23 protein-coding genes are annotated in these 23,630 nt (G+C 69.1%); all 23 read right to left on the bottom strand.

Annotation, left to right across the window (positions count from 1 at the left end; genetic code table 11):
• Window positions 1-33: 33 nt before the first annotated feature.
• The 23 genes from LGI35_RS18280 to LGI35_RS18170 all read right to left on the bottom strand — a co-directional run bounded on the left by LGI35_RS18280 (window position 34) and on the right by LGI35_RS18170 (window position 23,483).
• Window positions 34-1,650 carry a right-handed parallel beta-helix repeat-containing protein gene (locus LGI35_RS18280; protein ID WP_227294879.1) on the bottom strand — a complete coding sequence of 539 codons (1,617 nt, stop codon included), beginning with the start codon at window positions 1,648-1,650 and terminating at the stop codon, window positions 34-36.
• Between the two features lie 12 nt (window positions 1,651-1,662).
• Entirely contained in the window at window positions 1,663-5,457 is a 3,795-nt protein-coding gene (locus LGI35_RS18275) for a hypothetical protein (protein ID WP_227294878.1), read from the bottom strand.
• A 2-nt stretch (window positions 5,458-5,459) separates the two neighbouring features.
• Window positions 5,460-7,748, bottom strand: a complete 2,289-nt coding sequence (locus tag LGI35_RS18270) for a phage tail tape measure protein (RefSeq protein WP_227294877.1) — start codon at window positions 7,746-7,748, stop codon at window positions 5,460-5,462.
• Window positions 7,749-8,072: 324 nt separating this feature from the next.
• On the bottom strand, window positions 8,073-8,237 hold the full coding sequence (locus LGI35_RS18265) for a hypothetical protein (RefSeq protein WP_227294876.1): 165 nt from the start codon (window positions 8,235-8,237) through the stop codon (window positions 8,073-8,075).
• Window positions 8,238-8,281: 44 nt separating this feature from the next.
• On the bottom strand, window positions 8,282-8,797 hold the full coding sequence (locus tag LGI35_RS18260) for a DUF7426 family protein (protein ID WP_227294875.1): 516 nt from the start codon (window positions 8,795-8,797) through the stop codon (window positions 8,282-8,284).
• 1 nt (window position 8,798) lies between these two features.
• Window positions 8,799-9,275, bottom strand: coding sequence for a phage tail tube protein (locus LGI35_RS18255; RefSeq protein WP_227294874.1), 477 nt, complete (start codon window positions 9,273-9,275; stop codon window positions 8,799-8,801).
• 9 nt (window positions 9,276-9,284) lie between these two features.
• On the bottom strand, window positions 9,285-9,719 hold the full coding sequence (locus tag LGI35_RS18250; protein ID WP_227294873.1) for a minor capsid protein: 435 nt from the start codon (window positions 9,717-9,719) through the stop codon (window positions 9,285-9,287).
• Window positions 9,716-10,066, bottom strand: coding sequence for a minor capsid protein (locus LGI35_RS18245; RefSeq protein WP_227294872.1), 351 nt, complete (start codon window positions 10,064-10,066; stop codon window positions 9,716-9,718). Before LGI35_RS18245 ends, LGI35_RS18250 begins: the two co-directional genes overlap by 4 nt.
• 14 nt (window positions 10,067-10,080) lie before the next feature.
• Window positions 10,081-10,401, bottom strand: coding sequence for a hypothetical protein (locus LGI35_RS18240; protein ID WP_227294871.1), 321 nt, complete (start codon window positions 10,399-10,401; stop codon window positions 10,081-10,083).
• Entirely contained in the window at window positions 10,395-11,069 is a 675-nt protein-coding gene (locus tag LGI35_RS18235; protein ID WP_227294870.1) for a hypothetical protein, read from the bottom strand. The genes LGI35_RS18240 and LGI35_RS18235 overlap by 7 nt, the downstream gene beginning before the upstream one ends.
• A 2-nt stretch (window positions 11,070-11,071) precedes the next feature.
• Window positions 11,072-14,197: a hypothetical protein gene (locus LGI35_RS18230; RefSeq protein ID WP_227294869.1), complete on the bottom strand. Its 3,126-nt coding sequence runs from the start codon at window positions 14,195-14,197 to the stop codon at window positions 11,072-11,074.
• Window positions 14,198-14,215: 18 nt separating this feature from the next.
• A complete protein-coding gene (locus tag LGI35_RS18225) occupies window positions 14,216-14,656 on the bottom strand; it encodes a hypothetical protein (RefSeq protein WP_227294868.1) in 441 nt (146 codons plus the stop codon).
• A 60-nt stretch (window positions 14,657-14,716) separates the two neighbouring features.
• A complete protein-coding gene (locus tag LGI35_RS18220) occupies window positions 14,717-15,226 on the bottom strand; it encodes a hypothetical protein (RefSeq protein WP_227294867.1) in 510 nt (169 codons plus the stop codon).
• A 13-nt stretch (window positions 15,227-15,239) separates the two neighbouring features.
• A complete protein-coding gene (locus tag LGI35_RS18215; protein ID WP_227294866.1) occupies window positions 15,240-15,806 on the bottom strand; it encodes a hypothetical protein in 567 nt (188 codons plus the stop codon).
• On the bottom strand, window positions 15,803-16,171 hold the full coding sequence (locus LGI35_RS18210) for a hypothetical protein (protein ID WP_227294865.1): 369 nt from the start codon (window positions 16,169-16,171) through the stop codon (window positions 15,803-15,805). The genes LGI35_RS18215 and LGI35_RS18210 overlap by 4 nt, the downstream gene beginning before the upstream one ends.
• A 6-nt stretch (window positions 16,172-16,177) precedes the next feature.
• Window positions 16,178-17,242: a major capsid protein gene (locus LGI35_RS18205; RefSeq protein WP_227294864.1), complete on the bottom strand. Its 1,065-nt coding sequence runs from the start codon at window positions 17,240-17,242 to the stop codon at window positions 16,178-16,180.
• Window positions 17,243-17,257: 15 nt separating this feature from the next.
• Window positions 17,258-18,046 (bottom strand): hypothetical protein, encoded by a 789-nt coding sequence (locus LGI35_RS18200; protein ID WP_227294863.1) that lies wholly within the window; start codon window positions 18,044-18,046, stop codon window positions 17,258-17,260.
• A 288-nt stretch (window positions 18,047-18,334) separates the two neighbouring features.
• Complete coding sequence (locus tag LGI35_RS18195; RefSeq protein ID WP_227294862.1) at window positions 18,335-19,456, bottom strand: phage minor capsid protein; 1,122 nt, start codon at window positions 19,454-19,456, stop codon at window positions 18,335-18,337.
• Window positions 19,457-19,469: 13 nt separating this feature from the next.
• Window positions 19,470-21,068: a capsid protein gene (locus LGI35_RS18190; protein WP_227294861.1), complete on the bottom strand. Its 1,599-nt coding sequence runs from the start codon at window positions 21,066-21,068 to the stop codon at window positions 19,470-19,472.
• On the bottom strand, window positions 21,052-21,249 hold the full coding sequence (locus LGI35_RS18185) for a hypothetical protein (protein ID WP_227294860.1): 198 nt from the start codon (window positions 21,247-21,249) through the stop codon (window positions 21,052-21,054). The genes LGI35_RS18190 and LGI35_RS18185 overlap by 17 nt, the downstream gene beginning before the upstream one ends.
• Complete coding sequence (locus LGI35_RS18180; protein WP_227294859.1) at window positions 21,249-22,502, bottom strand: PBSX family phage terminase large subunit; 1,254 nt, start codon at window positions 22,500-22,502, stop codon at window positions 21,249-21,251. The genes LGI35_RS18185 and LGI35_RS18180 overlap by 1 nt, the downstream gene beginning before the upstream one ends.
• Before the next feature lie 13 nt (window positions 22,503-22,515).
• Window positions 22,516-23,064 (bottom strand): helix-turn-helix domain-containing protein, encoded by a 549-nt coding sequence (locus LGI35_RS18175; protein ID WP_227294858.1) that lies wholly within the window; start codon window positions 23,062-23,064, stop codon window positions 22,516-22,518.
• 74 nt (window positions 23,065-23,138) lie between these two features.
• A complete protein-coding gene (locus LGI35_RS18170) occupies window positions 23,139-23,483 on the bottom strand; it encodes a hypothetical protein (protein ID WP_227294857.1) in 345 nt (114 codons plus the stop codon).
• Window positions 23,484-23,630 lie beyond the last annotated feature (147 nt).

Genomic DNA, 23,630 nt, shown 5'->3' with positions numbered 1-23,630 from the left:
CGGCGGCTCGGGGCATGCGTGCTGCGCGGGGGTCTACCCGATGTCAGTGGCGGTGGTGTTCGGCGACGTCGACAGGTCGTCGATGCCGTTCCCGCCTGCGCCAGACCAGGTGCCGCGCATGTCGTTGCCGTAGCGGTGGATGCCGGTGCCGCTGGAGATGGACAGCCCTCTTACCGCCTTGGTCGCGGAGGCTCCAGGGCGGCACTTGTTGCCGCTGATGGCGATGGCCACGGGGTTCGTCGACACGCGAATGCCGTAGGCACTCGACGCCACACGGTTCGCGCCGTCAACGAAATTATCGCGAATCTGGACGTCCGATCCGCCCTGCACGAGGATCCCGGAGCTTGCGGGGTCGCGGATGTGGTTGCCGAGGATGTCGCTGTTGTCGCTGGTCACCATCGTGATTCCGTGCGCGCCCGAGGTCCAGATCACGTTGCCGTTCAAGATCGTGTTGTTCTGGTTCTCGGTGCTGATCCCGGAGCCCGCCGTGTTCGCGATGATGTTGTCCGCGACCGTGGCGCGCGACACCCGGTCGAGGCGCACTCCGGCCTGATTGGCAGTCGTGCCGTCGATCGTGTTCCCGACGACCGAGAGGTTCAGGATCGTCCCGGACGTTTCCCCGAGGGCGATGATCGCGTGGTCGTAGCCGCCACCGGATCGCATGGTGTTGCCGACGACGGCGATGTTGCGCATGTTCTGGCTGGCGCCCGTGGGGTTGCCGTTGACGTCCTTGGTGTCCTCGGCATCGGACAGGATCACCACGCGGAGACGCACGGCACCGCCGCAGGACACGAACGTGTTGCCGACGATCGTGCAGTCCTCGTAGTTGTACGCGCTGACCGCGTACTGGAGGATCCCCTCGAAGCTGTTGCCGATGATCCGGATGCGGCGATGCCAGCGGCCGATCGTCGCCGAGTGCGAGCCCACCCCGCGCGGCCACGCGGTCGTGCCCGCGGTGCCGGACGCCCCGAAATGACATCCCGAGATCAGAATGTCTTCGCACGGCGTGTGGTCGTAGGGACCGAAGCCGCCGAAGACGCCGACGCTCTTGGCGAGGTCAATCTGGACGGCCTCAGAGAAGTCCCTCCCTCCGGGGTCGACGTAGCCCCTGAACTGGCAGCCGCTGATCGTCCCGTGCGTCGTCGAGTTGAGCTCGATCCCGTGGAACCCGGGCAAGTCCCTGATCTCCAGGTCGCGGATCACGATGTCCGTGGCGTGCCCGATCGAGATGCACATCGCGCTACCCGTGAGCCCCGGGGTCGTCCCGCGCATGTTCCACAGGCCGCCCTCGATGATGATCCGAGAGTGCCCCGTGTACCCGCCGAAGGTCTGCCCGGAGTCACCGTTGAGGATCATCGTCGCGGCCACATTCCGCCGGAACTCGGCGCCCGCCATCAGGGTCAACCTGGTGTTGCCGTAGATCCGCAGCGTCTGCCCGATCAGATACACCCCGGGCGGCACCAGCACCTGCGCGCCACCCAAATCGCGGGCCGCATTCAGGGCGAGCTGGATCCCGGGCGCGGCGTCGGTGCTCCCGGACGAGTCAGCGCCGTAGTTGGTGACCATGAACGATGACCGCTGGTTCATCGACTCCAGTCGGCCGGCCGTGAGGTCCATGCCGGGCTGCCACTGCTCAACAGGCGTAGCCAACGGAACTCCTCCTCATAGAGACGCGATTGCGGGATGGGCCAGCGAGACCGCTGTCCCTGCCGCGTGCGATTTGGCGACTCCGTTCACGGAGCGAGTGACCGTGAACACCTGGGAGTCGGAGATCTGAAAGTCGTCCACCGGCGTCAGGACCGGGAGGGCGTTGGTGTTGGTGGTGCCGATGAACGACCGGAAGCCGACACCACCAGCCGCGGGCACCAGCGGGTCCGTGTCCGTCGCAGCGGAGTGCCAGACGCTCGGCTCCGGGGCCGTGGAGACCCATACGCGCGCCGACAGCGTGGAACCCTCCACCCGGAAACGAACCTTGTACGACTGGCCGGCCACGTGAGTCAGCGTCGTGGCGGCCGTCGCCAGGAGGACCTCCGTCGGGTTGCGCTTGCGTAGCGAGAGCGCGACCACGCCGGACGTCGTGATCTCGACGCGAGCGAAGAGGTACGAGGTCACCGCTGTGTTCGTGCGGGACAGGACGTAGGTGTAGATGCTGTCGCCGGTCGGCATCACGGGCACCGTGAACTGAGCCAGGGTCTCCACGTCAGCCACGACCAGCGACAGCGCGGCGTACCGGAAGACGTTCCTGGTCGTGTGCGAGATGACGCCCTGGGTGCCGTTGACGGAGAAGTCGGAGACTGTCCCGTTGAACGTGGTCCAGGGCTGGCCGGTGTCAGCGTTGCCCCAGCCGTTCGCCACCGTGCGGCCGAACGTGTCGAGAACCGTAGAGCCACCACCCGGCCCGAGGAGGCGCAGGCCCCACACGTGGTAGAGCGACGACGCCGGCGGCGTCGTGCCCTGGCGGCAACGGGCCACGATGCTGGCTGTTCCGGCCGGTGCCGTGGTTGTGAACGTCATGAACGTCCACTGGCCGGGCGGGACAGTCGTCTGTGGGCCGGAGGTCGTGCCGTTACCAGCGCCAGCGGACGTGAACCAGTCGATACTCACCCGGAAATCAGCCCAGCCACTAGGCGAGTAGACCCAGAAGCATGCCGTGTAGGACTGGCCAGCCACCCCGGGGGAGCGGGCCGCCATGGCGAAGCTGTTGGAAGCCGCCGAGCCTGTCGGCGTGACCATCGCAGAGGCCACACCCCGGGGATGGTGCACGGCCGTCGAGTAGGTGACTGCCGCCGTGACCTGGCCGACCCAGCCGGACAGATCTGACTCCAGCCACGGGTTCGTTGACAAGAGCTGGCCGACAGCATCGACGCGGGCGACTTCCCCGCCGAACTGAACCTCGATCGGGGTTTCCTGCGGGTCTGTCGTCCACGGCGGGCCCGCCGTGGCGCGCACGGGGACCGCCGTGTCCGTCGCAGAGATCGGGCCCGCGAGCGCGGAGCCGTCCGTGTCTGCCTTGCCGTACACCGCATGATCGGCCTTCGCGGTCATCCACGGTCCGGCCGGAACGCACGTGAAAACGATCTCCCACGTACGGGGCAACATCGTCTCCGACCAGCCCGTCACGAGTAGATCAACGGGCCCGTACGCCACCCACGGAGGCAGGCCGGTGAGGCGAATCAGGTCGCCCTCACGCAGGGCCAGGACAGACGGCATCAGCTCCGGCGCCCGATGGAGCAGCACCCGCACTGACGGGTAGCGTGCGCCGTCGTAGGTCCCCAGGTGCAGGCGCCAATGCGCGATGGGCTCGGGCTGCGTGTCGTCCGCCAGGGACAGCGTCGTCGACTCGTCGTAGAGGCCGATGCCGTACGGGGGCTCCTGCACGGACAGGACTCCCGATTCGAGGACGGCGCGGGCCGACGATCCCGCATCGCGCGTGACCGTGATGTCGTTGCGGGTGGCGGTGTCGTCGTCCACCGGCTCCAGTGGCGGTGCCAGTCCGCCGCCTCGGTACGCGAGGGTAAGGGCAGGCTCCTGCGTGTACAGGCTCGAGCGGTCCCGGTAGACCAGGCCGAGCCGGTCCTGAGACTCGAGGAGCATGCCGCCGTCGGCCTCGGCCGCCGCCTGGAGGAGCGCGAGGAGAGTCTCAGGCCGCTGCGGGCCTACACGCTGTGTCGGGAGAGAGCCGGGCGTGTGGCTCATCGGGACGCTTTCCTCTGAGCACAGGCGGAGCATCCGCTCCCACGCTGTCTCGCCTGCGTACCCGTCATCGCTGCCGTTGTAGAGCGTCGACTCAGCGACGGGCACCACGCTGAGATGGCCGAGCGCCCATCCCTCTGTGGCCGCGCCCCAGTCGCCCGTGACTGCGGTGACCCGGCCCACGGTCCCGCTGACGGTGCGGCTGATGCCGCCGGCGCTGCCTCCGACGTCCTGAAAGAACAGGCCCCATGTGATGATCCCGCTGACCTCGCGTGCCCAGAATTGCAGGCGTACCCAGCCGTGGAAGACGTCGCTCCCCAGGGCGACGCCCTGATTGACGATTGCGGTCCCTGAGGAGTCGTAGCCGTAGACCTGGCCCGATCCGTTGCGCAGGCCTACCGACCAGCGGCGGACCGTGCCGGTGGCCGAGATGCTGATGACCTCTGGGTGAGGCTCGGCCGCTGCCGGGGCTTTGTCGTCGGCGTTGTAGACGAACTCGACCTGCCACTGCGTGGGTGTGGGGTGGGCGGGCACGATCGCGGACAGGGTTGCCGCACCGGTCAGGCGGGGCAGGGCGCGCGAGCTCGGCAGGGTGTCAACGCTCGCGAATTCCACGCCTGTCAGCGCCGCCGGGCTTACCGCCTTGAGTGGCGAGTAGGCGCGCGTGGCTTCCCGCGCCTCCTCCATCGGCCAGTACGCGAGCGGCGCCCCGGAGGGAATGCGGCGCCGCAGCGTCGAGTCCAACGCCTTTTGTCCCTGCCCGTAGCGGCGCAGGATCCCGGCGGCCTCCACTGACGTCCATACGGACTGTCCGGAGGGCACCCACCGCTGAGGCCACGACGAAATCTCTCCGCGGAAACGCTCCTGGCGGTCCGCGACTGCCGCGGTCCCGGCGAACGTCCATGCCCGACCGGCCGAGTCGGTGAATCCAGCGGCGCCGACCGGCTGCGCCTGGAAGTTCGGCGAGGCCACGATGGTGCCGTTGATGCCGGAGCGGACTTCGGCGGCGTAGCAGCGCCCGCGGAACGGTCCGCGCGGCGGGTTCAGCGACGTGTCGAAGGCCCCGACCGCCAGCGGCGAGGCCGAGTTGAAGAACGACATAGTGCCGGCGGTGACGAGGTCCGAGGCGAACTGGGTCCACGGTCCGGTGATGCTCGGCGCCCAGTAGTGCCGGACTACCCAGGCGCCGGCCCCGTTGTCGACGTCGACCGTGACCCTCAGCGCGGCCCTGCGTGGCAGGTCGGGCAGGTACTGCCAGGCGGCGAGGCCGATGCTGCCGTCCTGGGAGAACCCGAAGTAGAGGAGCCCGCTTTGGATGCGCATGTGCCAGGAGCGGCCCCCGGGTGATCCCCACTTGCCGATGAGCATCTGGGGCGCCGGGTCGGACCAGTTGATCTCTCCCTCCCACCGAAGGTCGATGTCGCCTGTGATGTCCAGGGCGGTCGTGTCCGGGGTGGAGGTGTAGTTGGCGGGGTCGCCGTTGAGGTCGAGGAAGTGGGGGCCGCCGGGGATCCACACCCTGACAGGTGTGTTGCGCCCAATGAGTCCGTAGTACGGGGAGACGGGATTGCGGGGGGAGAACTGCCCGCCCCGGTTGTCGATTTTCAAGGGGACGGAGGCGGGATCCGCATTGCTGCCGCTGTTGCGGATCCCACGCGAGGCCGTGATCGGGTCGGCAGTCTTCGTCTGCGCGGTGATGTCCGTCCACACCTGCCCCGTCTGGATCTCCACTCGCACGCCGAGCGGTGTCTCCGGGAACGCCACGTCTACCTCCCCAATACGAACTGAACGTTGCCGCCGCGGGATCCCACGGCGTCGCGGAGTGTGCCGATCATGAAGTCGCCGAACGCCGTCCCGCCGGAACGGAGTTCGACCACGCGGGGAGTAGATCCGGACGCTGATCCGGATCCGCCGGACACAGCACCAGCTGCGGACATCGCCGCTTGGCCAGGAGTGGGCGTGGACACGAGCGAGGACATCGTCCGGTCCAGGGCGCCCTGTCCGGATTCGATGCCTTGCACGATGCCCGCAGGGATCCACCGGCCGACCTGGTCAGCCATGACACGGGACGGTGACGCGATGCCGAGGGCCTTGCGGACCGGGCCCGGGATGATGCTGGTCACGAAGCTGATCAGCACGCCCTTAAGCCAGCCGCCCATGGACTTGATGCCGTTCCACAGGCCGCGCATGACGTCCGTTCCCGCGCTGTACAAGAGGCGTCCGAGATTGCCCACCGCCGACTTGATCCGGCCGGGGATGCCTCGCACCCATGACATGAACCCGGTCGCCTTCTCCACGGCCGCCGACTTGAAGCGGTTCCAGGCAGTGGAAGAGGCGTTGGCCAGGGTGCCGGCGAGGCCAGAGATCGCGGATCCGACCCGGCCCGGAAGCCCGGACAGCCAGGTGAGGAACTCCAGCATTTTGGCGACCGCGAAGTCCTTGGCCTGGCCGAACCAGCCCGCGATCATTCCGGGGATCTGGCCCAGGTAGGAGATCCCGGCAAGGATCGCTTGCCACGCCCCTTTCAGCCAGGCGACGATCGCGTTCCAGGCGATGATCGTGAAGGCTTTGACTTTGTCCCAGTTCGCGATGATCAGCGCCACCAGGGCGATGACGGTGATGATGATCCAGCCGATCGGGCCCATCGCGATCAGCCACTGAGCCGCCATCGTCGCCGCCCACGCGACCGCACGCGCGGCCATCATCACGAACTGCGCGACCGTCACGGCCGCGACGCGAATGATCTGCACGAGCCACGTAGCAGCCATACGGGCAGCGGACGCCGCCCACACAGCCGCAGTACGGGCCGCACTCATGGCGGCCCCCACCGCCACCCGCACGAATGCTGCCGTGGACCGGGCCGCCATCGTCACCCACGCGCCGGCCGTACGAGCCGCGGACGCGACGTGCGTTGCCGCGCTCCTGACCGCTGCCGCTCCCGAGCGCACCCACCCAGCGACGACCTGCGCCGAACGCACTGTCGCCGCCACGCCCATGAGGACGAGGGCGGGGATCATCACTCCGGTGATCACTGCAGCGGCGATCTTGAACGCGCCGGAATGCTGCTGGACGAACGAGAACACCTTGGTCAGCGCAGGGATTACGTAGGTGCCGAGCATGTCGACGAGGCCTTGCATGGCCTGCCGCTTGAATGCCTCGACGCGCGCGCCCGCGTTGTCGCGCAGGCTGTTGCCCATCTTGTCGGCGGCACCGCCGACTTGGCCGAGAGCATCGGCGGCCTTAGACGGATCGAGCGCCATCAGCGCCTTCTGCGTGTCCTCGCTCTTGGTGCCGAACAGTGTCAGGGCAACGTTGTTCTTGTCGGTGCCGTCCTTCATCTTCGACAGGCCGGCGAACACCTTGTCCAGAGCTGCGCGGGCTTCCGGTCCGCCCTTGACGAAAGCTGCCTGCATCTCCTTGCCGGACAGGCCGATCTTCTTGAACGCGTCGTCGACCTTCGCTCCACCGCCCTGGGTGATGAGGACGAATTCCTTCAAGCTGTCTGCGACAACGTCGGTGTCGCGGGCGCCGGCCTTCATCCCCTGAGAGAGCAGGCCCGTCGCGTCCGTGGCGGACAGGCCCATCTGCCGGAAGATCGTGCTGTATTCGTTGAAGGTGTCGGCGATGTCATCCGCCCTCGGCCCCATCTTCTGGAGCCCCGCGGTGAGTGCGTCGATTGCCTCGGTGCCGTTCTGGGCAAGCCCTGTCTTGATCATCTGGCCGACGGCATTTGCGGTCTGGCCCAAGTCCAACTCGAAGGTCTGCGCCAGGTCAGCGACCTTCGTCGAGATCGACTCGATCTGTGCGTTCGTTGCCTCCGGAGGAGCGATACCCGCGCGCATCGTCGCCGAGATGGCGTCCGCCGCGGTCTGGAAATCCTCCGTGACGCCCTTCGCGTACAGCTGCCCGGCGATCTTCCCGTACTGCTGCGCCACGGCCGGAGTCGTCCCGAGCTGCGCGCCGAGACGGCCCGAGATCTGCGACTGCTCCATCGCCTGCGCGAGCCCGGTCATCAGCGCGGCGCCGATCGCCCCGCCGATGAGCAGCCCCTTCACATGCTCCAGAGCGCCCGAGAGCGCGTCGGCCGCCCGGTCGCCACCGTCCGCCGCGCCATCCGCGGCTCCGTCCCCGACGCTGGTCCCGATCCGGCGACCGGCCGCCACGAACCGGCCCCGCGCATTGCGGAGCCGCCCGTCGGCGCCCATCACGACACCATCGCCGAGCGCCTGGCCGGCGTGCTGCCCGGCGCTGTCGGCGTCGCCTGCCATGCGCTGCCCGGTGGAGCGGAGTGCTCCCTCGGTGCGGCGCAGGGCGGGGGCGACGCCTCGATCGTCGAGAGTGATGAGGCCGGTCAGCTCGCCGATGGTGAGCGCCACAGGTCACCTCCTGGGGGTGCGGGGGCCCTTGGGCTCCGGGGGCTGGAAGTGGCGCGAGATGCGGGACTCGGCGGAGAGGAGGCCCCACAGGCGGATGCGGAACCAGCGCCATGAGCGCTGGCGCAGGAGCAGCGGTTCGGAGAGGTCGATGCCGTAGACCTCGTGCATGTCGGCCTCGACGAGTGGCCACTGCTCCAGGAGGGCGTCGAGGGTTACTTGCGGGCCGCCGCCTTTGCGTTGCGGGGTGACTCCGCCCTCGTACCACTCGTAGAGCCCCGTGACCGGGTCGTAGTCGCCGCAGCCGACGCCGAGGAGGCGCGACTCTGCTGGCGACGGGCCGCCCGGTTCGGGGCCACGCGAGAAGGGTCGCCACCGGAGGCCCAGAACTTGTGCGCGGTGTCCCGGTCCGCAGTGACCCAGAACATGGCCGTCAGCGCTGCGTGCTTGAAACGGGACCAGTCCGTGTCGGCGAGGAGCCGGTCATGCACGTCGCCGAGGAGCATTCGGTACAGGTCGCGCTCCTCGGCGTCGGACAGGCTCTCGGCGTCGGGTTCGCTGCCGTCCTGGAGCATGCGCGCAGCCGCGCGCGTGATCTTCTCGACGCGGAGTCCGTCCTCGGCCGGCGGTGACGCGATGCGGTACGTGCGCACCGTGCCGTCCGTACCGAGGACGGGGAGCTCCAGGAAATCATCGAGGAAGTCGTCGAGTGCTTCGAAGACCGCTGCCATCTCAGGCGACCGGGTTGTCGATGATGAGCATCGGGCCGTCGCCAGTGATGGTGATCTCCGGCTGGTCGAGGTCGGTGTGCTCGCCGCCGGAGTTCTCCCACTGGACGATGCCGGTGCCCTCGTACGCCTCCGGCAGGCCGGTGCGGTCGAACCAGCGCAGGTGCACGCGGGAGGCGCTGCCGAAGCCGAACGCGGCGTTGCGCAGCTTCTCGTGGGTCGGGTGGAAGATCTTCACCTGGTCGTTGATCTTCCGGTTCAGCGTGACGCTGAGTTCCCAGGCCTGCGCCGTCTTCTCGTTGCCGTTCCAGCCGTCCGACTCGTAGTCCGAGGCGTCCTCGATGTTCGGGTCCGGCATGGGAGGCGTGAACTCCTTGACACCGAACATCGTCTGCCAGTCGCTGCCGTCCATGGCGGCGCTCATGTCGATCTGAAGACGCCACCGGCGAACCAGCGCGGTCTGCGGCGTGGGAGTGGACATGCGGTGCTCCTAGTCCTGTTGGTGAGGGCCCGGCCGAGTGGTCCGGAAGTAGAAGTTGCTGGTCAGTTCCATGCGGCCGTGCTCGTCCTGGCCGATCCATGCCTGCGACTGCCGCCACGACAGCTCGACGTGGATGCCGCCGGCGTCGTAGTGCTCACGGCCGTGCAGTACGGCCCACACGGCGTCGGCGAGGTCGTCGACCGCGTCCGGGGCGCGGCCCGCGCGCATGCGGATCTGCACTCCGGTCGTCGCGTCCGTGAGGTGCGTGTCTTCGACTGGGTAGGCGGTCAGGCCGAGTGCTCGGTCCGGCGTGGACGGCATGACGCCGCGGAAGATCCCGGTGTCCGGGTCGGCGATCACGTCGTCTGGTGCGAAGCGGCCTAGGCCCTCGGTCGCGAGGAGGCCAGCGAGCCCGTCGAGGAGGCTGGACGTGTAGCCGCTCACCGCAGCGCCCGCCGGACCTGCGCGGCGATAATGTCCATGACTTCGCCGCGGGCGCCGTTCAGCGAGTTCTCCAGGTACTTCGCGGTGCGGCCCGGAGCGTGCCGGAAGTCCATCCGCTCGTGCTGCACCACCGCGTACGGGGTGTCGTAGGAGATCGCGCCAGTCAGGGTGCCCTCGTCCACCGAGGCGACGCCGGAGCGCTGGAGTTCGGCCTCGTCGAGCGGCACCACGTCGTTGGACTTGCCGAGGACGTGCTCGGTCGCGAGGTACAGGCCACGGCCGGCGGCCTCACGGATCGCGCGCTCGACCGGCGCCCCGTCGAAGCGGAGCCGGAAGGACTGTGCCATGGGCGGGCCCCCCTTTACTGGAGATAGACCTGGGTGTTGCTCGGGACCGGCAGGCTTCCGCCGTCCGCGCGGGCGGTCGTGATGACCTTCGTGATCCGCCCGTCCGGCAGCGTCACGCGGCTCTTCGGCGGTGGCCGGTGGCCGGGCCTGGTGATGTACGAGGAGCCCGACGTGACCTGCTCGCCGCCCGGGCTGGTCACCATCTGAGTGCGCTCATCGATGAGACAGCGCACAAACGTCGCAGGCCCGTAGACGTCGCCCTTGCTCGATGAGCCCCGGTACGGCTCGACCTTCACCTCGTGCTGGAGAAGGAATGCGGGGACCTGTCTCACCACGCGGACGCCACCACCCCGAGCCGGAACACACACGAGTCGAGGCGGCCCAGCGCGGCGGCCGCGCGCGGTGGCAGCGTGCCACCGGCAATCGGTGTCGCTGCCGCGCTGCCGGAGCTACGCGACAGGGACACGGGCCCCGCCGAAACGCTGTCCCAGCCGCCGTCGGCGCCCACCGCGTCGCCGGTCTCACCCCACCACTCGACGATCCGGCACACCGCCTCAGCGAACGCCGCAATCACGTCCGGATGGGTGGGCATGCCGTCGTCGTCGGTGTCGTACACCGCAGTCTTCAGCGCGTCGTCCAGGGCGCGAGAGGCGTCCGCGAGCAGCTGCACCGCGTTCAACGCAGGTGCTGCGCCAAGGATGTTCGCGAGCTGCGTTGTCGTCGCGTACACCCGGCCCGTCACAACGACAGCCGGGGCCGGTGCCACCGTCGCTACCTCGTGCTGCACAGACGCACCCGTCCCGGTGACCGTCCACGACAGCCGCCACAGTCCGGCAAGCGTGTACGTGACCGGTGCCGTCCATACGGCTCCGCCCTCCGAGGAGGTGACCACTGGTGCCAGCGTCGCCCCGTCCGGGCCCGTGACGACGAGCGTGGCCGCGGTGGTGCCATCGAACGGCGTGACCTCCAGCCGTGCCGTCACCACATCGCCTACGTCCGGCATGGTCAGCCTCCCGTCGAGGTCGCGGTCAGATGCGGGCTTGTGGTGCTTGCGGCCAGGGAAGGTCCGGCGGTGGCCGAGACCAACTCCGGGCCGCTTCGGGCGCCATCGAGGTGCGGACCAAAGGTCGTGACGTCAAGCCGATCCGCCGGACGCTGCCGGACACCGGACACCAGCTCGGCCGTGGCCACCTCGACCGCAGGCGTCAGCCGTACGAACGGGCCGATCAGGGCACGCGACACCTCGACCGCGGTGCCGAGCAACAAGCGTGCAACTGAGCCGACTTGCAGGCCCTCATCGACCGCAGTCGCCGTACTCAGTGGACGGCGCCTGCCACGGGCCAAGCCGAGGCCGGCACTCGTCTCGATGGCCACGCCGAGCGCACGATGCTTGCGCGCTGACAGCGCCCGGGCCGGGTCCACACCGAGACTGGCTCCGAGTGTCCGTGCCTTGGACAGGTGCAGGGTGCAGGCGGTGCTCGTCTCGTCGGCCGCGTTGATGCGGTCGGGGATAGCGACGGCCTGCGCCTGGTCAGTCTCCTCGGCGGCCGTGAGCTTCAGTCGCTTCGCTCCGGCGAGCGGCCAGGCCGTGCTCGCCTCGATGGCGAAGGACAGGGCGCGTGCCTTGCCCCCGGTGAGCGGACGAGGCGCGTGGGTCTCGCCAGCGGTGAGGAGAGCTCGTGCTCTCGCCCGGCCGAGGAGGCGTGCCGTCCACGTCTCTTCGGCCGGGACGAGAGCCCGAGTCTGGCCGCCCATGAGCGGCCTGCCCTCGCCGATCTCGGCCGCCACGCCGAGACCTACCCGCTTGACCCGGCCGAGTGGCCGAGCCGTTTCCACCATCCCCGCCGTGCCCAGCACGGAGGCTTTGTGACGGCCCAAAGGCTGCGCCGTCGTGGTCTCTTGAGCGGAGACGAGCCCGGTCGAACCGGTGAACGTCCCGGCCGTGCTGGTCTCCGACGCTGTGGCCAGGTTCTGCCGCTTGGCCTTCCCCAGCGGGCGCGCATCGCTCTTCGCGGCGGCCAGGGCGAGCGGGATCCGTTTGATGCGGGCGAGCCATTGCGCGGCCGTCGCATCGACCGCGACGCCGAGCGCCTTTCGCTTCGCCCGCGCGAGCGGCTGCGCAGCCTCGACCCCAGATGCGATGCCCGCGCTCCGGCGCTTTCCTCGAGGGAGCGCCTGCACGGCCGCGGACTCGGCCGGCCGCGGCAGAGCCGCCACCTTGACTCGGCCGAGGGGCTGAGCCGTGCCCGCTTCCACAGCTGGGGACAAGCCGAGCTGCTGGCTCGCCGTGCTGTTGACCGCGTCGAACTCGGCGTAGTCGTTCGTGCCGCCGTCCCGGTGCGCAATGAGCTGCACCTGGAGGTTCGTGTCGCCCACCCATACCGGAGACGTCGCCGCGCGCCGGTTCGTCCAGGTGATGCCGTCCGGGCTCGTGTCCCAGAACAGGCTGCCGCCGGTCTCACGGATCCGCAGCCACGCGTGCGCCACCGGATCGTAGGTGATCGCGACCTGCGCAGGGTCGTAGTAGCCGGTCCGGACCGCCATCACCAGGTTCCCGGTGACCGCCGACACCTCAAAGACCGCGTCCGTGCCGGGTGTGGCCGTCTGCACGAGCAGCTGCGACCACGCCTCCGCCGTGGCGCCGCCCGCAGCCGGTGGCCACATGCGGACGTGGACGTGCGACTCGCGCAGCCGGTAAGCCTCCGCGCTCGCGTACGCGTTGTACGCAGTGGTGCAGGCGATGCGGGCCCGGCCGCCCGTCTCGGAGTACCCGCCGGACTCGTACGAGTCAGGCCACTTGGCGGGGCTGGTCACGCCGTCGTTGAAGTCGTCAGCCAGCGTGGCGAATCCGATGCCGCCGATGGCCACGAGCGGCTGCGCGACGTCCGTCTCTGTGGCCGTGCCGAGTGCCAGCGTCTTGCGGCGGCCGAGAGTCTGCGCCGCGGCCGATTCCCCGCACGTTCCGCCCGCCAGGGATGTCGGGGCGATCGCCTCGACGAGCGCCCACAGTGCCGACACCCGACGCGTGGACGCCTGGTTCACGTTGGAGCGCACGCCGATCTGCGCGTTGTCGAGTGCAGCCCTCGTCCACGCTGCCCCGGTCTGCGGATTCGTGTAGGCGGTGAGCTGCGGCACGTACGGCATGGCCGACTTGTGCGTGGCCCACCCGTTCACGGCGATGGACACCGATCCGGACTCGACGACCGTTCCGCCCGCCTGGCTCTTGAGCCGGTAGACGAGATTCGCCGCGATCGTCGCGTTCGAGCCGATCCGCCCGCCCACCGACACCAGGGCGATGGCGTCCGTGACACCGAGCCCCGCCGAGGCCGGGGAGCTGACGTTGAAGTCGTCGATCGTGGTGGTTCCGGTCGCGCTCGTCTCGTTGTACGACGTCCCATCGTTCGGGGGCGTCTCGGAGACACGCCCCCAGTTGTTCGCCGCGCCAGCGGTGCCGCCCACCGCGGTGGCCCATCCGTTCGCGTCGCCGGCCGAGTCGGGGACCAGATGCACGACGTTGCCCGGACCGGGGAGGCCGGTCTGCGCGGTGCCGGTGGTGTCGTTGACGGCGAGATCGTCGAGGTGGATTTCACCGGTCGCCGCGGTGACGAAGCCTGTACGGATCCGGCTGAACCCGTTGATGTTGGAGACGAGCGTGGACCCAGAGAAGTTGGCGCCGTTGAGGTAGCCGACGAACGCCCCGGTGACGGATCCGGCGGTGCCGGCCGCGTCGGTGTGGTCCAGCTCGATGCGGTACCACTGGCCGACGCTCAGCGCGGCGGATGCGGTGCCGAGGTCGGTGCCCGTGAATGCGTCGTACAGCCGCAGTGTGCCCGTCGCGGTGAGGCGCAGCTGTGCGGGGAAGTAGCCGGACTGGCCGATCGCGTAGACGGTGACGGTCGCGGACGGGAGGGTCGTGATGCGCAGGTACAGGCGGTGAAGGGAGCGCTTCACGACGCCCGTATCAACCTGCTGTTCGACGTACTGCGTGGCCGCAGACGGGTTGATCCTGAGGGAGGCCGTGCCGAGCCGGTGGACGGTGGTCGAGACCGTCGGGGCGCCGGTGACGGAGAGGATCTCGACACCGGCCGCCGCTGATTGCAGCTCGAATCCGCACGTCCACAGGCGCGCCACGGTGGCCTCCCCATGGGGTCAGGCTGCGGACGAGGTCCGCGCGAAGTCTGCGATGGTCAGCGTGAAGTCGCTGCCGTCCGGCGTCATAGCGACGTCGTGCTTGGTCAGCGGGATGATCGCCGAGTCCGCGGAGGCCGTGTCCGGCTTGTAGCAGATGACCACCGCACCGATCGCCGCGCCGCCTGCCGCCGTCCACGTGACGTCGTCGCAGTCGATCGCGACCCGGTCGTTGGTGTTGTCGACGCTGACCGTGACGTTGGCCAGAGTCTTACGGCCGAGGGTGGTCTGTTCCGTGGCCCCGGCCTTGACCGCAGTAAGCGTCGCGTAGTCCCGCATCGTCGCGTCGGTCGGCAGGCCGGCCGCTGCGAACGGGACGAGGATCAGTGAGTCCGCGGCAGCCGGGAGATCCCCGTACTGCGCGAGCCGCCCGAGGGCGACGTTGAAGACGATGTTCGCCATCAGGTCCTCCAGGCATGCGGAAGGGGGCCCACGAGGAGCCCCCTTGCCGCAGATGGTCGGCTACGCGGACGCGCCGATGATGCAGATGTCGTACGAGACCGTGGACCCGGCCCCGCTGTTGGCGACCTTGAGGAGGTCACCAGTGGATGCGGTCACCGCGTAGCCCGTCGCGTCGGCGGCGCCCGCCACAACCGCCAGACTGGAGCCCGGCCGCAGAGTGAGGGTGCCCGTCGTGTTGAGCAGCGTCGCCCACTGGTTCGAGGTGGCCGCGCCGATCACGACGTTGTTGGTATTCGCGGCGGCGGCCTTAACGAACAGGCCCTTCACGCGGACGAAGGTGGTCGCGGCGCCGAACGCGTCGAGGAGCACGCCCACGAGGTCGAGATCCTCGCTCGCGGACGCGGCGAGCGTGCGACGGCCCTGATACACCTTGTCGGCCTTGCCCGCGCCGGTGCCCGAGGCGAGCGACACGGACCCGGTGAGGTTCGACTTCACCGAGCCCGTGCCGAGGCCCGCAGCTTGCGTGAGCTCGGAGGTGACGCTGATACCGAGTGAACTGGTGAGAGGCATGAACGGTCCCCTCTCAGGTCGCGATCACGAGCGGCACGTGCCGCTTGTAGGCGGGCGTGGCGATGGTCGCCGGGGCGGTAGCCGTGAGGCTGGATCCGGACGTCTGCGAGAGGTTGCCCTCCCCGGTGAGGAACGGCTTCGCACCGACCGAGCCGACCAGCGTCGGCACCGTGGCTGCGGCGACGGACAGCCCCGCGTAGTAGATGCCCGACCTGGTGATCCGCTGCGCAGTCGCCAGACCGAACGTCTTCGCCGTGTCGGCCGCCCACGCCTCCGACGTCTTGTCCGCGGACTGCGCGAGCAGCACCCCGGCCCCGGAGTACAGGGCGGCGAACTGGTTCGTCAGGGTGGCGCCTGCGGTGGCGCCGCTGACGAACGTCAGGTTGGAGATCAGGTCGCCGTCCTGGAGATACAGGGCGACGGAGCACATGACGCCCGACGCAGCCGTCGCGACGTCGTCCAGGCCGACGCGCGGCAGGTTCGCCCGATGGAACACGGCCTCCGGGTCCGGGCGGCCGGCCGAGTTGAGCCAGCCAAGGTCGTTGCGGGGGTTGCCCTTGAAGGTGCCGAGGAGCGTCACTTGCCTGCCTCCTGCTTCTGCTCGCCGCGGGCGAGGATCGTCTTACGGGCCTTGCCCGCCTGCTCGGCCTCCAGGATGCGGGTCACCTCGTCCGCGTCGTCCGCGTGCGCGTCGAGGTAGGCGAGAACCTCAGGAGCGTCGTGCTCGGCCGGGTCGAACGGGTCGTCGTCCTCGACCTGCACGGCCACAGCGTCCACATCGGCATCGACCGGCGTGAGCGCGTAGCCCTGCCGGCGGAAATACTCGATCGCGGCGCGGCCGTCCTTCGTGGCGTCGTCCACAGAGCCAGTGCCCTTGTGGAAATGCACGCCCACGGACTCGCCTGTGAAATCACGGACCGGGGACTCGACGGTGTACTTGTTCATCGCTGATCACCGCACCTTCACGTTGCGCAGGACGCCGCAGGCCTTGGTGTTGCGGAGGACCGCAGCGACCGGGCCCATCTCGACCTCACCGCTCTTGACGGCACCCGGCTGGGTGAAGTCGGGCAGGAACGTCTCGACGAGCGGGGTGCCTGCCATCGCCGCGCCGTGGAACGCGTCCAGGCCGAGGCTGACGGCGTAGATGTCGGTCAGGCCCGTGATGGTGCCGCCGGCGCCCGCGCCGTCAGTGTCCGCCGAGCGGATCGGGATGATCGGGCCGTTGCCGTCCGCGCGGTCGCCGAGGTCGACGAGGACCCAGTTGCCGTACTTCTCGACGAGGACGCCGAGGGCGTCGCGCTCGCTGGTGTACTGCGAGGCGCGGCGGGCGAGCGACTTGATACGGCTGACCGACTTGGTGTTGCCGAGGATCGCCTTCACGCCGGACGGGATCGAGCCGTCCGCCCCGGTGTCGCCGGAACCGGTCTGCGAGCCCATGATGCGGGCGAGGAAGTCGTCGAGCGCGTCGAATGCCGACATGGCGAGGTCCTCGGTGTTCACCGTCTGCGGCGACCAGTCGAGGTAGCCGGTGGTGATGCCCTCGTTGAGCGGCAGGTACTCGGTGGTCTGCCCGACAAGTGCCTTGTCGAGGCCGTCGAACCCGGCGTCGTCCACGGCAGTGTCGCCGAGGATCAGTTCCTGCTGGAAGCGGGTGCGCACGGAGGTGAGCTTCTGCGCGAGCTGGAACGAGATCTCGTTCGACGCGGCCGGGCCGAGCCGGGCCAGCTTGCGGTCGACCGTGAACGCGCCGCCCAGCGGGTGCAGTTCGACGGACTTCCGCTCACGCGTGGCCTGCGACGGCACGTACTCCTCGTTGAAGCGGCGGAACGAGGCCGCCGACGGGGCGAGGAGACGCGTGTAGCCGTAGGTGAGGGAGCCGCCGCCCGTACCGGGGGTGACGGTGTCGTCCCACACGAAGTTGTTGAGCAGCCAGCTGTTCCGCCTGAGGTTGTCGATGACGGCGAAGTCGATGTCCGCCTGGGTGTTGAGCTGCGCCTGAGCGAGCGTCACGGGCATGGTGATCCTCCGGGATCAGGTCTGGTAGTGGTTCTCGATCGCTCCCGCGAGCGATCCGCCACGCTTCTTCGCGGCGTTCTCTTGAGTGCCGCTGGACAGGTCCCCGCCGGACTTCCCGGCGCTCTGCACGGCGATGGACGGGTTGGCCTTCAACTCGGCCTTGATCAGGGCGTCAACCTTGTCTCCGAACCCCTTCGCATCGGGGTCGAGGTCGGCGAGCGCGTCGTAGAAGGAACGGGAGTTGAGGAGCGGGGCGACCTTGGCGCCGAGCTTCTCGGCCCGCCCGTACACGGCGAGTTGCCCGCTCAGATCCTTGATCTTCGCGTCGCGGGCCGTGACTTCCTTCGCGGACTCCTCGGCGGCGGCCGTGCGGCCCCGCGTCTCGGCTTCCTCGACGGCCTTCTCCTGGTCGGTGAGCTTCGCCTTGCGGAGCTTCTCCAGCTCCACGAGCGCGGCCTCGCCCTTCTCGGCGGCGGCCTTGTTCTCCTTGGCGCGCTTCTCCCACTCGCGAGCGTGCGACTTCCAGTCCTTGTCACCGGACTGCGATCCGGACTCACCGGATCCCTGCCCGGACGACTGCCCGCCCTGCTCGGAGCCCTCAGCGCCGGAGCCGTCCCCTCCCTGTCCGGAGTCTCCGGATTCACCGGATCCGGACTCGGTGGATTCGGATCCGCCTTCGCCCTCGCCGTTGCCACCCGCGATGGCGTAGATCGGCGAGCCGTTGCGGCGGTAGCCGAGCACGTCCAGAGCGGAGTGCGATGCGAGCGGGTGCTTGAAGCCCCGTCGTGTGAAAGGGACCTGCATGGTGATCTTCTCCCGTTTCGGGTTGCCCGGGCGCCGTGCGGCGGCCGGAAGTCTGTGAGGCCCGAGGTTGTCGGTGAGGGCCGGTATCTTCGCGAGATGGCCAGATATCGCGAGAACGCACCCGGCGCTTGCCGCCGCTGTCATGGGCCGTTGGTCCGCAACGTCACCGTCGTCCCCACCTGGGGCAGCGAAGAGATACGGAAGGAGAGCAAGCCCTACTGCACCTCGTGCACTCAGCCCGAGTTGGCGGCGTGGGACCGCGAGCATGGGCAGCAGTCTGAGTAGTAGTCACCGTGATCTGGTGAGCTGCTCGCGGTGGCTCTTCCGAGGAAGGCCAGTCGCTGCGGTCAGCTCACGGATCCGCCCCTGGTAGGCGCGGACCTTCGCGTTCGCCGAGCGGCGCGCGGCGTCGTCCATCCCGGCCGCGGCCTTCCGCTTCCACGCCCGCACCTGCCGCTCCAAATACCGCTGCTTCTGCGACTGCTCGTACGTCGCGCGGCTGCGGGCCTTCTTCGGGCCGGCAGGCTTCGTGAGGCCAGGCAGGTAGATCGACACGTTGTGCCGGCAGTTCGGATGCATGAGCCCTTTGGACCGGGCTTCAGGAAGGGACCCAGCCACCCGCACCGACACCATCCGTTCGTCCTCGGTGGCGTGCTCGACCTCGACCGTGCCCGCCCCGGACGCTCCGTCGCGCCGCAGGATCTTGCCCTCCCACGGCTTGCAGCGCGGGCATTCCTCCGGAGCGTCGGAGACGATGACCAGCTCGATCCCCGCGGCGCCGAGCCGGTCCGTGTGCGCCTGTACTGCTGCGCGGCCGAGCGCGGACCGGGTCGCCATCTCGACGTAGGAGGTGAGGTTCCAGGCACGGCCGCTGTTGTCGACGAACCCGGTGATGCCCCGGACCGCGAACCGGGCCAGCGCGCGCTGTGCGGTCTGCCGTCGAGTCGTTGCGCCGAGGAGCGGCGCCGAGGTGGCCTCGGCGATCACGCGCCGGTACACGTCCAGAGTGGAGCGCAGGATCCGCGAGTGCGTCGCCTCTGTCTCGCCGACGAGCGCCGACGCCAGCCGGTCTACCGCCGCAGCGGTAGGCAGCGCCTCGGCGGCAGCCGCTGCGGTGCCGGTGGCCAGCGCGCCGAGCTCGACCACGGCCGCCTGTTGCCCCCGCTCGTACGCGTCGGCCACGGCCTGGCCGATCGCCCCGGATGCGTCGGCCTGGAGCGCGGCGAGCACCTCGTCGACCGCTGCGCGCAGGTTGCCGAGAGCTGCGAGCTTCAGCTCCGCCCACAGCGGGCTGTCGAGGCCCTCAGCGAGCGCCCGCGTGACCTTCTCAATCAGCGCCAACTCGGCTTGCTCGTACAGGGAACTGACCGCTGTGGCGAGATCCTCTGCAAGGTCGGGGCTGACCGGCATGGGTTACCCCCGGCTACTCCTCGATGGCGGCTTCGGCTTCGGTGTCGCCCTGCTCGTCGTCGGCCGTCGGTTGCTGGCCGAAGTCAGGCCGGTCCGCGCCGAGCATGAGTGGGTCCTCGACGAGGCGGCCGGACTCCTTGAGGATCCGGTCGACCTCGGCCTTCTGATCCTGCTCGTCCCAGTCCGGGTGCAGGAGCGCGACCTTGACCTCGGTCGAGGCGGCCTCGGCCTGTGACCACAGGGCCGCAGTCTCGGCGAGCGTCTTCACGTCGTCCTGTACCGAGTCCTGGAACTCAACGTCCGGCCGCTCGATCTCGACGGCCGGCGCTCCAGGGAACATCCCGGAAGCGACCAGCATCAGCCACGCCTCCGTGATGTCCGCGATCCCCGGGGCGGCCAATTCAGCCTTTCGGGCTCGCGTGGACATCGACCGCGCGTTGCGCGCCTTGATCTCCGTCGCGGTTACCGCGGCGCCGGCCGAGTCATCGCCGAACGTGCCTGAGCTATATCCGGCGTTGCGGACAGCTTTGTCCGTCAGCTCCGCGGCGGTGGCCCGGTGCTCCTCGTGCCTGATGACGAACTGGTTCAGGGTGATCGCCTGGTCTGCGGTCGGCGGCACGTTCATCGGGGCGTAGACCTCGCGGTCCTCCCACACTCCGCCCATCCCGGGCCCGGAGTTGAGGAGGTAGCCGGACGGGACGATGATCCGCGCCTTCGCCAGGCGGATGTCCCGCAACCAGCTGGTGTACGTCTCGTCGATCCCCGACAGGAACGTCTCCGCGCCCTGAAAGTCCGACGTGCCGAGTCCGGCAGCGCCGGGGATGTCTTCCCAGTCAGGGGCGTCCATGGTGTTCGGCAGGTAAGAGACGAGGAGCTTCCGCTCCATGCCTGGCGGAAGCTGCCGCACCGGCAGGAGGTCGCGCGTCGCGGCGAAGGCGCCCATGTCGACGGGCTTACCGAGGTTGTCCTCGGTGCCCTCGTACACGCCATGCAGGACGTAGCCGGGCTCGTGCCGCTCCAGGTGCCGGACGACGCGCTGCCCGTCGGCCTCCAGCACGGTCCAGAAGGTGACGGCCCGCAGCCGCTCGCCGTGCGCGAACTCGGGTGCTGCGCCGTCGCCGCGGACGCGGCCGATCCACGGCAGGGGGCTGATGTCGGTGTCCCACACGATCCGCAGATATGAGCCGCCGAGGCCGGCCCCGGACTCGCCCGCCGCGATAAGGCTGCGCTTCAGCCCGGTGTCGAGGAGCGTCTCCAGGACCTCCTGCGTGGCCGAGTGCGTGACCTTCAGCGCGGGCGGCTCGGAGTACAGCAGGTCGGCGGAGGTGCGGGCGATGTCCCGGGCGAGCGGCATGTGGAGGTTGGCGCGCTTCTCGCCGAGCGGTGTCGGCTCGCCCCAGAACCAGCGGGCCACCCGGCCGACCATGCCGCCCCGGTACTGCGAGGGCCGGTTCTCGGCCGGCCCGAAGCGGGCGGTGTCGCGGTGCCGGTTGCGGTAGCGGTAGGCGAGCCGGTCAGGGTTCGCGGACAGCCACGCAGACCAGTCCGCCATGTCGGCCTGGATCGCGGGGTGGATCGGCGGCCAGCGAACGCCCTTACTCGGGAGCGGCATCCTCGGCCTCCTTTGCTGCGGCTTCCATCGCGTCTGCGGTCTCACGCAGCGCTGCGGATACGTCGAACGTGGTCAGCGTGAACTTGCCCTCGGCGTCCGCCTCGATCTCGATCGTCCCGATCTCCGTGACGGAGCCCGTGCCGAGGGTGAGGTACACGGGGATGTTGACCGTTGCGGCCATCAGGCGGCCACCTCCAGGTCTGCGCGGATCAGATGCCGCCATTCGTTCACCGAGCTGTGCAGCGCGTACCGGAGTGCATCGCAGCTGTGGTCGTTCGCCTTCACCGGCTTGTCCTCACCCGCCATCGCCGCCTTCTCGTCCCACGAATACGACGGCAGCTCACCAAGCAGGCCCTCGCACGAGCGGTGGACGAGGAGACGGCCGGCAGAAAGCGCCATCGACACGGAACGGATGCCGTCCTTCACGTCGTTGTCAGCCTTCGCGACACCTTGCACGCCGTCGGCCCACAGCTGCGTCATGAACGACGAGGCGGAGGGGTCGACGAACAGCCAGTCCGGGGCCGCACCCTGTGTGCCCTTGTGGTCGTACTCGCGGAGCCACTTCGTGACGCCGCGGCTGTACTCCGCGTCGGTCAACTGACGGTGTGCGGCGCGGGAGTCGTGCCGGAACTCCGAGGCGACGTACAGGCGGTCGTCCACGCCGTGCCCGACGAGGAGCCCCACGAACGGGTTGATCGTGCCGTAGTCGATGCCCACGGCCATCCACCGGCGCATGTCCGGAAGGATGTCGACGACGTGCCGGGAATCGTCGAACGCGTCGTAGACGGCGCCGGATGCAAGGCACCAGTCTCCGAGGATGAACCGCCGGTACCAGAGCCCTGTGTACTGGGCTTTGAGGCGGGCGACCATGAGCGGGTCGAGGCTCGGATTGTCGTCCAGCGTGAAGTGCCAGTGGGACATTCCCACGGCGTCCTTGCGGAGGAGGAACTCCTTGCGCAGCCAGTGGAACGGCCCATCGGGGTTGGTCGTGGCGAGGAGACGCGACTGGTTGCCGACGCGGAGACGCGACAGCAGCATCATCCAGAACTCGTACGGCACGAGCGTCGCCTCATCGACGTAGGCGAGCGCGATTGTGGAGCCGCGGATGCGGCCCTCTGCGCGCGCGTCCGAGGCGCCGATCAGGTGCACGGTGCGGCCGAGGATCGTCGCGGTCGTCGAGCCGGTGGTGTGGTGCACATGCTTGGCCAGAGGGCCGAACAGGTACGCGGACTGCAACGGATCGATCAGGTTCCGCTCGATCGTCTGGAGCGTGCGGCCCACGATGACGATCAGACCGTGATCCGGTGCAGCGACGAGCCGCAGGAGGAACGCGATCAGGGATGCGATGGTCTTCCCAGACGAGACGGCACCGGACCACAGGGCAAGGGGTGCGTCCTGGGACTCGACGATCGAAGCGATCTGCGCGCGAGACATTGGCAGTTCGAGATCACGGAGCATCACCCGCCCCCTCGCTGTCGCCCTCCTCGGTCATCGCGCTGTAGGCGGCGGACAACCCGGAGGCGAGCTTGCCCAGCATGCTGATCCCCTCGTCGACACCGTTGTTCGTGTCGAGAGCCTCGAGCCTGGCGGCCGCGGTCGTCGCAGTGCTGACGCTGGATACGAGAGCCTTGCGGTCCTGCGCCGGCAACCGGTCGACGGTGTACTTGACTGGCTTGCCGAGGGACACCTCGACGAGGCGGTATCCCTCGCCCTGCTTGAGGTAGGCGAGTTCGTCCTCGGCAACGTCGTAGAGGCCTTCGATGATCGCGGCGCGGCGGGCCTTGGCATCCTGCATCTTGGCCTCCGTTGCTGCGGCCGTGGCCGACCGGTCGAAGGTGAGGCCCTCGTCTTCGCAGATGAGGGACACAGTGCGGAGCGAGCGTCGCGTCAGTCTTGCGATCTCGTTGCGCCCCTTGTTCTCGCCGTGGAGGCGGATGATCTCGGCGCGTTCCTCGGGAGTGACAGGGCCGCCCTTGCTGACGGTGGGACGCGGCACGGGGCCACCTCCTCGCGGGCATGTGAAAGCCCGGCCGCGGTGACGGTGCGGCCGGGCTCGTTCGTGCGTCTAGGTCAGGCTTTCCACCCGGCGTCGAGGCAGGATTGGGCGAAGGCGTCTGCACCGAGCTTCCACGCGCTGGGCGAAGCTTCGGAGCCTCGAGCGAGCGCGGTGGCGTTGTCGGCGATGTTGTTGGTGATCGACTGCTGCGCCCACTTGTTGACCTTGTTGGCGAGGTCGACGCGGGCGCTCTGCGTCTGGGCCGCTTTGTAGCCGCGGGCGAAGTCGTCGCAGGCGAGGGACGCCGCGTCATCGAGCTTCTTAGGGTCCGCCGGCTTGTCATCGGCGGCGCCGGAGCACGCGGTGAGCGCGAGAGTGGCGGCGACGAGTAAGCCGACGGCGGTGGCGGTGCGGTTCATGGGTCCCCCAGAGATATGGAGCTGAGGGAGCATCATGCCTCGGCCAGTGTGATCGTTTCCGGGCATGCCAAATCTGCGGCCAGTGTGGAGCATGATCGGCCAGAGCGCAACTACGGATGTAGTGAAGCCCCGCCACGTCGGGGGAGC

Origin of the sequence: Streptomyces longhuiensis (genome assembly GCF_020616555.1) — a bacterium.
In the GTDB taxonomy this organism is placed as follows: domain Bacteria; phylum Actinomycetota; class Actinomycetes; order Streptomycetales; family Streptomycetaceae; genus Streptomyces; species Streptomyces longhuiensis.
Note: the sequence above shows the minus strand (reverse complement) of the source record. Positions and strands in the feature narration are given on the sequence as shown.